This is a genomic window from Tsukamurella sp. 1534 (genome assembly GCF_000312385.1).
Taxonomy (GTDB): domain Bacteria; phylum Actinomycetota; class Actinomycetes; order Mycobacteriales; family Mycobacteriaceae; genus Tsukamurella.
Genome location: NZ_HE997627.1, coordinates 148315 through 159899 on the forward strand (window position 1 = coordinate 148315; position 11585 = coordinate 159899).

Here is an 11585-nt window from a genome sequence, read left to right on the forward strand (position 1 = left end):
CAGGCGCGAGTGGCGGGGGTAACGTCCGGAAAGGAGTACCAGGACGATGTGAGGAGCGTGAAAAGCATGACACCTCAGAGAGATCCCGGCCCGTCGGTCAAGGACGACGAGATGTACGAGAAGCTGCGCGACGAGGGCAACAGCAAGTCCAAGTCCGCGCGCATCGCGAATGCAGCGGCGGCCTCGTCGAGGTCGGAGGTGGGCCGCAAGGGCGGCGCGCACCGCGCCTACGAGGAGTGGACCAAGGACGACCTCGTGAAGCGGGCGCGGGAGATCGGCATCAGGGGCCGTTCGACGATGACGAAGGACGAGCTCGTGCGGGCTCTGCGCGAGCACTGATCGCGTCGGCGCTTCGGAGGCGGAGGAGGCGTCGCGCGCGGTGCGGACGCCTGCTCGGCACGTGAACGTCACGTGAACCCGCACCGTACGATCGATGAAACTCCGTAGCGAATTCGCCTGCTTTACAGCGCTCTGCGTGTGTCGTCGGTTTGGCGTCGGCGCCGCTCGACCCTAGCGTCGGGCGGCGCGTGCAGACCTGCGCATACCCACACGACACAGGCAAGGAGAACCCATGCTCACCCTGAACCGCCGGCTCGTCGCCGGAATCGTCGTCGCCGGGATCGCTGCGGTGCCCGGCGTGGCCGTCGCCACCGCCGCCGCACCCTCCCACGGTGCCGCCGTCGTCGCGGGCGTGCATTCGCAGAAGCCCTCGGAGGACAAGGAGTCGAAGGCTTCGCTCGACGAGATTCAGAAGGTGCTCAAGAGCATCCAGGAGGCGAAGACGCCGAGCGACCTCAAGAAGGAGCTGAACAAGGACATCGCGACGCTGACGGACAACGAGTCCGCAGTGCCGTCCGATAAGAAGAAGGAGTTCAACAAGTTCCGTCAGGAACTCCAGCTGGCCGCCGCCAAGGACTCGCTCGAGGGCGACGACGCCAAGGACACCCTGAAGAAGATTCAGGAGGACGCGAAGGCGCTCAGCTCCGAGCTGGAGTAGCCGGCGCAGTCATCCGCGCCTCGCGGCGCCGGCCGTTGCCGGTGCCGCGGGGGTCGCCGTCCCGGTGCCGGGGCGCCCGGTCCGGGGCGAACAGCGCTTCGCGGGTCAGTGCTCGTCGTAGTGGTCGCCGTGGGGCGCATGGCGGTGGCCGTCGTGGATGTAGTCCACATGGTCACCGTGCTGCACCGCTTCGTGGCCGCAATCCGGCCCGTGCGTGTGGTCGGGGTGCTCGTGCGTCTCGTGTTCGGTGCTCGTCATGACATCACGGTATGCGCAGGCGTGCATGAGTTCAAGGGGTGTGCATTCTCAAACACGTTGTGCCGGTGTGGGAGTGAGTTTCCAGGCGCACGGAATCCGGTTGTGCAGAGGAGTTCTCCGCGACAGGATCCTCTTCGTGAGCATCGACTGGAACGCCGAGATCCGTGCCCAACTGGACGTGCATTGGGCCCGGCAGGCGCGGCCCCGTCTGGACGGCCTGACTGACGAGGAGTTCTTCTGGGAGCCGGTGCCGGGGATGTGGACCGTCCGTCCCGTTGCGGACGGGTTCGCGGCCGATTTCGCGATTCCTCCGCCGGAGCCCGCGCCGGTCACCACCATCGCGTGGCGACTGGGGCACCTGGTCTTCCTTCTCGAGAGCGGGCTGCAGCGGTTCGGGTATCCGGCGGTCGATTTCGCGACCTACCGGTACCCGGGCACGCCGGACGTCGCGCTGACGCGGCTCGATGCGGCCTACCGCGCGTGGACCCGGGGTGTCGAAGAACTCGGGATGGAGGGCCTGGCCGACCCCGCAGGACCACCGGGCGACACGTTCGCCGATTGGTCCACCGCGGCGATCGTGCTGCACGTCCAGCGGGGAGCTGATTCATCACGGTGCTGAGGTCGCGCTGCTGCGGGACCTGTTCCGTGCGCGAACCGGGACCTCCGCGGGGTGACGTGCCGACGCTCTACTTCGACGGTTCGGCGTGTTGCGTCCGCGTGTGGACGATGTCGACGTACACCGCCCGGGTGTCGGGCCGAGGATAGGTCCGGTAGGTGAACGTCGAATCGGTCAGCTCCGTGATCTCGGAGTCGCGCTCGAACATCACCGAGCCGTCCGGCCCCTTGGCGACGATGTGCCGCGAACGCCCGTCGGGGGTGACGGTCCAGTCGCCGCGCATCTTCGGCTCGTCCTGCAGCGTGTACATGGTGAAGGTGCCGTCGGCGTCGAAGTACGCGTAGCCCACGTAATTGGCGGCGGACGCGTCGGTCAGGGCGACGCTCCTCCCGGTCTGGTCGACGGCTGCGGTGGTCTCCCACGCATGTGACGACAGGATCTGCGACGGGGAGCGCTGCGCGGCACTCGGCGAGCTGCTCTCGGCGGATGCGGTCGGCGCTTCAGCGGCCGAGCAGCCGGTGAGCGAGATGCCGATCACCGCGGATGCGACGACGGCCTTGGTGAACATCGAGACCTTCATGGGGACCTTCCTCTGTGGCCGCGGAGCCGCGGCGCTGGTGATCCCCAGAGTGCCGTTGAAGCTTCAATTGTGTCCAAGACGCGTTCTCAATCGCGAGGATCGGCGCTCCCTATTGTGGGCGCGGTCATCGTGGTCACGACCTCCGTGAAGGCTCGGGCGGCGCGCGATCGGTAGTCGGTGGAGCGCCGGAGTAGGACGACCCGGCGGGTCGGCATCGCCGGTTCGGTCGCGATCGGTCGCAGGTCGGTGTGCGCTCGGCTCACCGCGTCGGGGAGGACGGTGGCCAGGCCGCCGTTCCTGACCAGTTCGACGATCGCGCTGATGGAGCTCGCTTCCACCGCGATCGACGGTGTCACGCCCTGCTGGGCGAAGTAGTGGTCCAGCTGCAGCCGGGTCGCGAAATCCGTGTTGAGTAGGCACAGCGGTTCGGCGGCGAAGCGTTGCAGCGGGACCGGTCGAGAGGAGCTGGCGAGCGGATGACCGGTGGCCGTGACCACACTGAGCGGCTCGATGAACAGGGGGAGCGCCTCGATCCCCGCCGTGTGGTCGCCCTCGAAGCCGATCCCGATGTCGAGCCGGTCCATCGCGAGATCGCTCTCGATCCGTGCCTGTGCGGCCTCCCGTATCGACAGGGTGATGTTCGGGTGGGCGGCCCGAAAGCGATGAACCAGCGGGCCCACCAGATAGGCCGAGAAGGTCGGTGTCATTGCGATTCTCAGGTGTCCGCGAGAGAGGTCGTGAACGTCGTGCACCGCCCGGCGTCCCGCCTCGAGATCCCGCAGTGCGAGGCGCGCGTGGTAGACGTACGCCTCGCCCGCGTCCGTGAGAGTGACCGCCCGACCGGAGCGATCGAGGAGAGTCGCCTCGAGTCGCCGCTCCAACTGCTTGATCTGTTGGGACAGGGTGGGTTGCGAGATGTGCAGGGATTCGGCCGCCCGCGTGAAATTGCCGTGCTCGGCGACGGCGAGCAGGTAGCGGATGTGGCGGAGCTCCATGGCCGAACCATAGTCCATGACTATTGCCGGAATGCATTATCGGTCTTGGACGCTATCGATGAGGATCGGCACTGTGGAGTGTGATGCCCTACAGCCGGAGGTGGACAGTGGATCAGGTAACTCGGCCCGTGGTCGCGGTGGTCGTGACGATCGGGGTGCTCGGGGGAGTCGCGGCGTGCTCCGCGGAATCACCGCCGGCGCCTTCCGCGACCGTGACTGCCCAGGCGACGACACCGATTTCGCCACCCCGTTCCTCATCGCCTGTCGCGTCGAAACGAGTCGATCCGTCGCTCGGCGGTGCGCTGCTCGCCGCGGCGGCCGCGAACGAGGCGGACGGTGTCCGAGACCTTCTGCAGCGGGGCGCCGACCTCGGGGCCCGCGACGAAGCAGGACGGACGCCGCTGGTGGCGGCGGCGAAACGGAACGCGATCGACGCCGCACGCGTGCTGATCGAGGCGGGTGCAGACGTCAATGCCAAAGACGACCTCCAGGATTCGGCCTACCTCTATGCGGGCGCCGAGGGACTGAACGAGATCCTCGAGCTGACGCTGCAGCACGGCGCCGACCTCCGGAGTGTGAACAGGTACGGCGGTACCGCGTTGATCCCCGCCTCGGAACACGGCCACGTCCAGACTGTCCGGCGCCTGATCGCGGCCGGCGTCGACGTCGACCACGTCAACACGCCGCGCTGGACGGCTCTCCAGGAGGCGGTCGTGTACGGCGACGGGTCGTCGAAGTACCAGGACACTGTCCGGGCACTCCTCGACGCCGGGGCCGACCCGGACATCCGCGACGCGAACGGCCGCACCGCTCTCGAGAACGCGGAGAGGAAGGGGCAGACGGCGATCGCCGACCTCATTCGAGATCGGCGATGAGCGGTCGGCTCCACGGTGAGGAGGCGACCAGTGGCGGTGGGAGAGTCGGTTGTTCTCGGGCAGGTACGACGCTGCACTGCCGTCGGAGCGCCCGGTCTACGGTGCCTGGAACCGTCGCGGGGACCGGTTCGGCGGCGCCGTTCGTTTCGGATCGTCGTATGTTCGGCTCCGGCCCGATGTCGTGGAGAGGTTGACGTTCTGCTTTCCAGATTCCGTTCTGGATCCGCTGGACGTCGGCGACGTGTCAGCGCTCGATCGCCTGTGCCTGATGGCCGACGAGGCCGAGTTCGACCACCTCGACGACTACGTGGAGGTGCACGTCCACGGCGGGGTCCGCTTCGCCGATGACGTGGACGCGGTGGTCCCGGATCCGCGCTTCATGGGGACCGACGTGGAAACGGTGGCGCAGTGGTTGGGATGCCGGATCGAATTCCACAAGGGGTCGCCCCTGCGCCGTGATCCTCCCGGGCGGAAGGGGGGCGCTCACCTTGACGAGCGATCGTTGCCCGGCGTACGTTATGAACGACCATTCATGAACGTGCGTTCACAACGCCGGGGTGTCTGACGCAGTGGGAGTCCCGGACCGGAACGCCGGTCCGAGAGGATGCGATCGCGATGCAGGCAGAGGATCGAGCGCAATTGGACGAACTCGAACGACGCCAAACCGAGGCTTGGGGGCGCGACGGCGCCGCGTTCGCCGCGACTTTCACCGAGGACGCGGATCTGGTCGACGTGATGGGCGGCCACTATCGCGGTCGCGGGGCGATCGAGGAGACGATGTCGGAGGGCTTCGCCACGTTCATGGCGGGAACCCGTCAGTCCCCGCCGGTCGAGCGGACCGTCGAGTTCGTCTCACCCGACATCGCAGTGATCGTGACCAGCGGCAATTGCGTACTCCGAGAGGGGCAGACGCGATGCCGGCCGGAGGATCTCTCCATTCAGACCAAGACGGCTGTGCGGCAGGGCGGCGAGTGGCTGTTCCGGACGTTTCAGAACACCCGGATCCGTTCCTGACGATTCACCTCCGAGGACTCAATCATGCCGAGAACACCTGCCGCGCTTCATGCTTCGGGAAGCTCCGGAATGCGGGATCACCTGGTCTCCGCCACCGCGCGGCTCATCGCCGAGCAACGCGCCGCCGGGCTCACCGTGCGGCAGATCGCCGAGGAGGCCGGAGTGGCCGCCGGTGCGCTCTACAACCACTTCGACGACAAGGACGATCTCCTCGCGCACGGCCTGCTCGCGCACATCGACACGGTGGAACGCTCACTGGCGCGTCCGCCGGCGGCTGGAGACCTCACCCTCGCGGAGAACCTGGCCGCCTATCTGCGCTATCTCGTGGATCTGCACGAGCAGATCCTCCCGGCCTTCGCCGGGCTGTTCGCGCAACCGGCGGCGATCGCCCGGTTCCACGCGTTCCCGGCGTCCGAGAAGGGGGGAGACCTGCACCAGCACGTCGACGCTCACCTGCGCGGTGAACGGGATCTCGGTCGACTGGGGCCGACGGTCGACACGGGTGCGGCCGCGAGTCTTCTGATAGGCGCGTGTTACGAGCTCGTGCTACCGCGGTTGTTCGGAGGGGTGGGCGCGCCGGTGGCCGACGGGGGCAGGCATCTCCGCGCCGTCGTCGGCGTACTGCTGGACGGGATGACCGGGCAACCGGGATGAACGGGCAGTCGGTCAGCAGCAGTTCGGATCGAGCACCTTGCAGAGGGCGGTGAGTGCTTCGCGGCGGGGGGAGTGGTGCATGTTCATTCCCCGGCGCTCGGAGGCGATGAAGCCCGCGGTGCGGAGCTGGCCGAGGTGGTGGCTCACTGTGGACTCCGCCAGCCCGACGGTTGTGGCGAGCGACCCCGTGGTGCACGGCTCGCCGCAGGTGAACAGCAACGACAAGAGCTTGACGCGGACCGGATCCGCGAGGGCTTTGAGGCGCAGTGCCACGTCGAGTGCTGCAGCATCGTCGGCGGGGGTAGCGGTGACGGGTGCGCAGCAGACCGGGTCGGTCATGTCGATCATGGGCAGCGTCTTGGGCATGACGGCGATCCTACGCACCCCGTTGACATATGTCGAAGAGGTGGCGTAGAACAGGCTTTGCAAGTGATTCGACATACATCGCACAGCCTCGGAGGTCGTCATCATGTCCCGCGCGCAGCTCGCCCTCAACGTCGACGACCTCGACGCGTCGATCGCCTTCTACACCAAGCTGTTCGGTACCGGTCCGGCGAAGGTCAAGCCCGGCTACGCGAACTTCGCGGTGGCCGATCCCGCGCTGAAGCTAGTTCTGATCGAGAACCCGGGCCACGGCGGAACGCTCAACCACCTCGGCGTGGAGGTCGCCTCCAGCGAGACCGTGCACGCCGAGATCGCTCGGCTCACTGACGCGGGCATGTTCACCGAGGAGGAGATCGGCACCACCTGCTGCTTCGCCACGCAGGACAAGGTGTGGGTGACCGGCCCGGGAGGGGAGCGGTGGGAGGTCTATACCATCCTCGCCGACGCCGAGACCTTCGGCGGCGAGCAGCTCGCCACGACCGCCGCGTGCGACTGCGGCCCGCAGTGACCACGCCGGCCACGGAACAGCAGGCGAGCGGGAAGCTGTCGACGCTCGATCGGTTCCTCCCAGTGTGGATCGGGTTGGCGATGGCCGTGGGCCTGCTACTCGGCAGGACGATTCCCGGCCTGAACACCGCACTTGAGAAGATCCAGGTCGACGGGATCTCATTGCCGATCGCCGCGGGGCTTCTGATCATGATGTACCCCGTGCTGGCGAAGGTCCGCTACGACCGCCTCGACACCGTCGTCGGTGACCGAAAGCTGCTGCTGGGCTCGTTGTTGCTGAACTGGATCGTGGGTCCGGCGTTGATGTTCGCGCTCGCCTGGCTGTTCCTGCCGGATCTGCCGGAGTATCGCACCGGGCTGATCATCGTAGGTCTGGCCCGGTGTATCGCGATGGTGATCATCTGGAACGACCTCGCCTGCGGCGACCGCGAGGCGGCCGCCGTGCTCGTCGCCCTGAACTCGATGTTCCAGGTGGTCATGTTCGCCGTCCTCGGCTGGTTCTACCTGTCGGTCCTCCCGGGCCGGCTCGGCCTGGATCAGACGACCATCAGTGCCTCGCCGTGGCAGATCGCCGAATCCGTGCTGATCTTCCTCGGCATTCCACTGCTCGCGGGATACCTGTCCCGGCGAATCGGAGAGCGGGCCAAGGGGCGCGACTGGTACGAGTCGACGTTGCTGCCCCGGATCGGGCCGTGGGCGCTGTACGGGCTGCTGTTCACCATCGTCGTCCTCTTCGCCCTGCAGGGGGAGCAGATCACTTCCCGCCCGTGGGACATCGCGCGGATCGCGTTGCCGCTGCTCGCGTACTTCGCGATCATGTGGGGCGGCGGCTACCTCCTGGGTGTCGTCATGGGCCTGGGCTACGAGCGCACCACGACGCTCGCGTTCACGGCCGCGGGCAACAACTTCGAGCTCGCGATCGCCGTCGCGATCGCCACCTACGGCGCCACGTCCGGACAGGCGCTCGCCGGTGTGGTCGGCCCGCTGATCGAGGTTCCGGTCCTGGTTGCGCTCGTCTACGTCTCGCTCGCCCTCCGCGGGCGATTCCCCCTCGTACCGGCCTCCGCCACCACTGCCTCGGATACAAGCAGGGGAGTGCACTGATGTCCGACGACCGGACCACATCGAACCTCGAGCGCGAGTCGGGACGGCCGAGCGTGCTGTTCGTGTGCGTGAAGAACGGCGGCAAATCACAGATGGCTGCCGCGCTGATGCGTAAGGCCGCCGGCGACGCCGTCGCGGTGCACTCGGCCGGCACGGAGCCGGGCGCAGCGATCAACCGCCTCTCCGCCGAGAGCCTGGCGGAACTCGGCATCGACATCACCGGCGAGGTCCCGAAGCCCATCGATCCGGATCTACTCGCGAGAGTGGACCTGGTGGTCACTCTCGGCCGTGAGGCGATCGTCGTACCGCCTCCCGGCGTGCGGATGGTCAACTGGGACACCGATGAGCCCTCCGAGCGGGGCGTCGAAGGCGTTGAGCGGATGCGGCTCGTTCGCGATGACATCGCTGCTCGTGTCACCGACCTCGCAGATGAGTTCGCCGTCGGGCGAGGGCGCGCTGAGTCGTAATGTCATAATGTAGATTATCGGCATCGCGTCCACCAGGGGCGATCAGGTGGTGTGTCGATCCTGTGGCGCTCCGCAATGGGTGGCTTCTGTGCGGGTTGCGGCCGGAGGCTCTCCAGTCGTCGGCGAATCGGCACGTACCGACTTCGACAGCGTTCCGCGCTCGACGGTCCGCGCCGCGCCCGTTCCCCGCATGCTCCGCTGTCCACGTCCGGCCGTCCGCGCATCGTCGGGACCGTCATGGGTGTCGCCGGGGTCCTCGGCGGTCGGAATCGCCCGTGCCGCTTCTCTTCCCGATACCAGGCAGGCGCCGATTATAACGACACGTGACGTATTGGAGTGAGTGGATCCGGGCGGACGATCAGCTCGGTGGTGCCTCTGACCTTGCCACGCATTTGCAACTCAACACTTTTGCTGATGATCGGTGTAGGCTGCTGATTCTCATCAGTGATCTGGATGTCGGTGTTGGAGTGTGATGGCGAAGCATCGTCTCGATAGGGACCCCCTGACGCCCGTTGTTGATTCGGCCGCCGAGCCCGGCGGTATCGTCGCGTCCCAGGCGACGATACCGAATGGTGTCCACCGCAATACGAAATCCGCTATAGTGTTGTTGGATTTGCCGGCACGGATCGAAGACGCCCCCGACGTGGTCGTTCCGGGCCTCCGTGCCTGTTGCTCGACAATCCTTCTCGGCGATGCGGCCTGGGACGATATCCCTCGTTGCATCGGCCCGGACTCGTGGCGAAATGCCGATGAATTAAGTTCGGACACAATAAACCATAGATGCACCGCTGTTGCTATTCTTAACACCATGAGTCAGGAAGAACTCTCGGTTCTACGCCGAGCACAAGAGATTGTTCGGCAGCGCGATGATGAGCTGCGTGCCCAGAAGAACGAGCGTGAGGGGCGGGTCCGCCAGACCGTCGCGCTCATCGAGACCTACCGCGCGGAGTGCTCCCAGCGCCTCGCCAAACTGTTGGAGATCACCGAGGACGATTCCTACGTGTCCCAGATGAAATGGCGTCTCTCCGCCGCCGGCGAGAAGCTGATCTCGTTCAACCCCGAGGATAACGACCTCCTGGTGGACATGCATCGGATGCCGATGCTGGTCACCAACTTCGAGGGTTTCGCCGTCGGTGCGCAGCACCTGGTGGGGACCGACGTCTTCTCCTTCGGCCTCACCAGCGGCGACGAGAACTGGAGTGGATTCGAGGACCTGGAGACGTTCGGCCGCGCCACCCTGCAGCCCTCCGTCGGGCAGTACAAGTGGAACGAAGTGAAGCTGTCGCAGTACAACGAGTGACCATGCCCCTCCGTCGCGCCGCCGGCCCGTCAGATCCCCAGGATCGCCCTCGCGATCAGGAAGTACAGGATCAGGCCGGTGGCGTCGACGAAGGTGCTGATGAAGGGGTTCGAGAACACGGCGGGATCGACCCCGATCGACTTCGCCACGATCGGCATCAGGCCGCCGACGGCCGCCGACATCGTGCACACGCCGAGCAGCGTCGCGCCGATCACCAGGCCCACGTCCATCCCGAACAGCACGCCGGCAATGAGCATGCCGAGGCTTCCGAGAACGAATCCGAGCGTCGCACCCACCCGGACCTCACGACCCAGGACCCGCAATGCGTCGCGCGTCGTGATGTCTCCGAGCGCCAGCGCGCGAGTCACCGTCGTCGCCGCCTGATTGCCGGTGTTGCCGCCGGTACCGATGATCAGAGGGACGAACAGCGACAGCACCACCATTTCCTGGAGGCTGTCCTCGAACACCGAGAGCACCTTGACGGTCAGCGTCGCCCCGATCGCGAGTACGAGCAGCCACACGACGCGCGAACGGACCAGCGTCATGACCGGCGTCGACAGGTACGGCCGATTCAGCGGCTCCACACCGCCCTGGCGGGCCGCATCCTCGCTCTCCGCCTCCTCGAGGATCCGCAACGCGTCGTCCACCGTGAGGATCCCCACGAGCCGGCGCTCGCCGTCGACGATCGGCATCACCAGCAGGCGGTGCTCGGCGCACCGTCGCGCTGCGGACTCCGCCGACTGCCGCGCATTGGCGGCTTCCGCGATGTTCATGATGTCGCGCACAGGGACGTCCGGAGCGCTACGCATGAGGCCTCGTAGCCCGACGATTCCCTCCAGCACTCTGCCCGGCCCGACGACGGGGATCCCGTAGATGGTCTCCACCTCGTCGATGTGCGCCCGTACCTCCGCCAGCGCCTGCTCCGCGCTCTCCTCGGGGTGGACCGAGACGAACTCGGGCGTCATCTCACGGCCGACCGAGCCCTGCGGATACCCGAGCAGGGTCGCCGTGGCGGCGCGCTCGTCCTCCGGCAGGTCGTGCAGGAGCCGCGCGGCCACCGACGCTGGCAGCTCATCGAGCAACGTCACCCTGTCGTCGGGGTCGAGCTCTGCGAAGAGCCCCGTCACCTGCTCGTCCTGCAGGTCGTGGATGAGCTCGCCCTGCAGGGACGCGTCGAGCGATTCGAAGACAGCGAGAGCGTTGTCCTTCGACAGCAACCGGAACGCGACCGCGCGATCCTTGCGCCCGAGGCGTTCCAGCACGTCCGCGACCTTCTGCGGACTCAAGGGCGACAACAGCGATGCGACCTCCGAGAGGGAGTTCTCATCGATCGCCTTGTCTATGCGCGTGGCGAGCTGGGCGGCATCGACTGTCGTGGTCACTCGCTTCACGGTATCGGAACCCGTGGGCTTCGCAGCGTGAGCCGCCCCACGCCCGGTCGGAGGCGTGGTGGCGGCAGGGTGCGCGGCTATTGCAGCGAGCTCGACCGGGGACTGTCGGCGCCCGGCACACTGCGGGGGTGGTCGGCGGGATCGATCGGGGTGGCCGCCCCCGGGCCGGTGTCGGAGCCTCCCCCGCCGTTGAGGTTGCCGGGCCACAGGCCGCCGGTGGGTGGCACACCCCACCCGTTCGCGCCGTTCGGTGCGCCACCGGGGTTCACCACGGCGGGGCTGACCACGTGGTCGGACGGGGCCGCCGCGGCGGTCGCGGCGGCGAGGGTGCCGAAGGCAAGGGCGGCGAACGCCCCGGCGCCGATCGTACGGCCGGCTAGTGCGGCGGCGGACCGCGGGACAAGGAATCTCTTCTTCTCGTTCACGCCGTCCAAGGTAGCGAT

The 11585-nt window shown here is 67.1% G+C and carries 15 protein-coding genes and 2 pseudogenes; 11 read left to right on the forward strand and 6 right to left on the reverse strand.

The features are described 5' to 3' along the window. Positions 1-66: 66 nt before the first annotated feature. On the forward strand, positions 67-339 hold the full coding sequence (locus BN39_RS13040) for a hypothetical protein (protein WP_019202853.1): 273 nt from the start codon (positions 67-69) through the stop codon (positions 337-339). 232 nt (positions 340-571) lie between these two features. Further along, complete coding sequence (locus BN39_RS23510) at positions 572-997, forward strand: hypothetical protein (protein ID WP_019202854.1); 426 nt, start codon at positions 572-574, stop codon at positions 995-997. 105 nt (positions 998-1102) lie between these two features. On the opposite strand, the gene BN39_RS13050 is transcribed toward BN39_RS23510, so the two are convergent. Continuing rightward, a complete protein-coding gene (locus BN39_RS13050; protein WP_040768282.1) occupies positions 1103-1255 on the reverse strand; it encodes a hypothetical protein in 153 nt (50 codons plus the stop codon). A 142-nt stretch (positions 1256-1397) separates the two neighbouring features. Here BN39_RS13050 and BN39_RS13055 point away from each other — a divergent pair. Then, a pseudogene (locus tag BN39_RS13055) lies at positions 1398-1929 on the forward strand (DinB family protein). A 12-nt stretch (positions 1930-1941) separates the two neighbouring features. On the opposite strand, the gene BN39_RS13060 reads toward BN39_RS13055, so the two are convergent. Further along, positions 1942-2451: a DUF4822 domain-containing protein gene (locus tag BN39_RS13060; RefSeq protein ID WP_019202856.1), complete on the reverse strand. Its 510-nt coding sequence runs from the start codon at positions 2449-2451 to the stop codon at positions 1942-1944. An 86-nt stretch (positions 2452-2537) separates the two neighbouring features. Then, positions 2538-3446, reverse strand: a complete 909-nt coding sequence (cynR, locus tag BN39_RS13065) for a transcriptional regulator CynR (RefSeq protein ID WP_019202857.1) — start codon at positions 3444-3446, stop codon at positions 2538-2540. Positions 3447-3658: 212 nt separating this feature from the next. Here cynR and BN39_RS13070 point away from each other — a divergent pair, with 212 nt between their 5' ends. The 4 genes and pseudogenes from BN39_RS13070 (at position 3659) to BN39_RS13085 (ending at position 5989) form a co-directional block, all read left to right on the forward strand. After that, positions 3659-4321: an ankyrin repeat domain-containing protein gene (locus BN39_RS13070; RefSeq protein ID WP_237741693.1), complete on the forward strand. Its 663-nt coding sequence runs from the start codon at positions 3659-3661 to the stop codon at positions 4319-4321. Positions 4322-4352: 31 nt separating this feature from the next. Next, positions 4353-4886, forward strand: a pseudogene (locus BN39_RS22285) (DUF3626 domain-containing protein); the annotation flags it as partial. Positions 4887-4936: 50 nt separating this feature from the next. After that, positions 4937-5335, forward strand: coding sequence for an SgcJ/EcaC family oxidoreductase (locus BN39_RS13080; protein WP_019202860.1), 399 nt, complete (start codon positions 4937-4939; stop codon positions 5333-5335). 69 nt (positions 5336-5404) lie between these two features. After that, on the forward strand, positions 5405-5989 hold the full coding sequence (locus BN39_RS13085) for a TetR/AcrR family transcriptional regulator (protein ID WP_019202861.1): 585 nt from the start codon (positions 5405-5407) through the stop codon (positions 5987-5989). A gap of 12 nt (positions 5990-6001) precedes the next feature. Here BN39_RS13085 and BN39_RS13090 read toward each other — a convergent pair whose 3' ends face one another. Further along, entirely contained in the window at positions 6002-6355 is a 354-nt protein-coding gene (locus tag BN39_RS13090) for an Rv2640c family ArsR-like transcriptional regulator (RefSeq protein WP_019202862.1), read from the reverse strand. Between the two features lie 103 nt (positions 6356-6458). Here BN39_RS13090 and BN39_RS13095 point away from each other — a divergent pair, with 103 nt between their 5' ends. The 4 genes from BN39_RS13095 (at position 6459) to BN39_RS13110 (ending at position 9751) form a co-directional block, all read left to right on the forward strand. Continuing rightward, a complete protein-coding gene (locus BN39_RS13095) occupies positions 6459-6881 on the forward strand; it encodes an ArsI/CadI family heavy metal resistance metalloenzyme (protein ID WP_019202863.1) in 423 nt (140 codons plus the stop codon). Then, entirely contained in the window at positions 6878-7984 is a 1107-nt protein-coding gene (arsB, locus tag BN39_RS13100; RefSeq protein ID WP_019202864.1) for an ACR3 family arsenite efflux transporter, read from the forward strand. Before BN39_RS13095 ends, arsB begins: the two co-directional genes overlap by 4 nt. After that, positions 7984-8451, forward strand: a complete 468-nt coding sequence (locus BN39_RS13105) for a low molecular weight phosphatase family protein (RefSeq protein WP_019202865.1) — start codon at positions 7984-7986, stop codon at positions 8449-8451. Before arsB ends, BN39_RS13105 begins: the two co-directional genes overlap by 1 nt. Positions 8452-9259: 808 nt before the next feature. Next, on the forward strand, positions 9260-9751 hold the full coding sequence (locus tag BN39_RS13110; protein ID WP_148281487.1) for a hypothetical protein: 492 nt from the start codon (positions 9260-9262) through the stop codon (positions 9749-9751). Between the two features lie 29 nt (positions 9752-9780). Here the strand turns inward: BN39_RS13110 and mgtE are convergent, their stop codons facing one another. Next, entirely contained in the window at positions 9781-11133 is a 1353-nt protein-coding gene (gene mgtE / locus BN39_RS13115) for a magnesium transporter (protein WP_019202867.1), read from the reverse strand. Between the two features lie 86 nt (positions 11134-11219). Beyond that, a complete protein-coding gene (locus tag BN39_RS13120) occupies positions 11220-11567 on the reverse strand; it encodes a hypothetical protein (protein WP_148281488.1) in 348 nt (115 codons plus the stop codon). Between the last annotated feature and the right edge of the window lie 18 nt (positions 11568-11585).

Coding starts and splice junctions, on each gene's coding strand:
- BN39_RS13110 (WP_148281487.1), top strand. CDS start 9,260: ATGAGTCAGGAAGAACTCTCGGTTCTACGCCGAGCACAAGAGATTGTT.
- BN39_RS13080 (WP_019202860.1), top strand. CDS start 4,937: ATGCAGGCAGAGGATCGAGCGCAATTGGACGAACTCGAACGACGCCAA.
- BN39_RS13090 (WP_019202862.1), bottom strand. CDS start 6,355: ATGCCCAAGACGCTGCCCATGATCGACATGACCGACCCGGTCTGCTGC.
- BN39_RS13050 (WP_040768282.1), bottom strand. CDS start 1,255: ATGACGAGCACCGAACACGAGACGCACGAGCACCCCGACCACACGCAC.
- cynR (WP_019202857.1), bottom strand. CDS start 3,446: ATGGAGCTCCGCCACATCCGCTACCTGCTCGCCGTCGCCGAGCACGGC.
- BN39_RS13060 (WP_019202856.1), bottom strand. CDS start 2,451: ATGAAGGTCTCGATGTTCACCAAGGCCGTCGTCGCATCCGCGGTGATC.
- BN39_RS23510 (WP_019202854.1), top strand. CDS start 572: ATGCTCACCCTGAACCGCCGGCTCGTCGCCGGAATCGTCGTCGCCGGG.
- BN39_RS13040 (WP_019202853.1), top strand. CDS start 67: ATGACACCTCAGAGAGATCCCGGCCCGTCGGTCAAGGACGACGAGATG.
- BN39_RS13105 (WP_019202865.1), top strand. CDS start 7,984: ATGTCCGACGACCGGACCACATCGAACCTCGAGCGCGAGTCGGGACGG.
- BN39_RS13085 (WP_019202861.1), top strand. CDS start 5,405: ATGCGGGATCACCTGGTCTCCGCCACCGCGCGGCTCATCGCCGAGCAA.
- BN39_RS13095 (WP_019202863.1), top strand. CDS start 6,459: ATGTCCCGCGCGCAGCTCGCCCTCAACGTCGACGACCTCGACGCGTCG.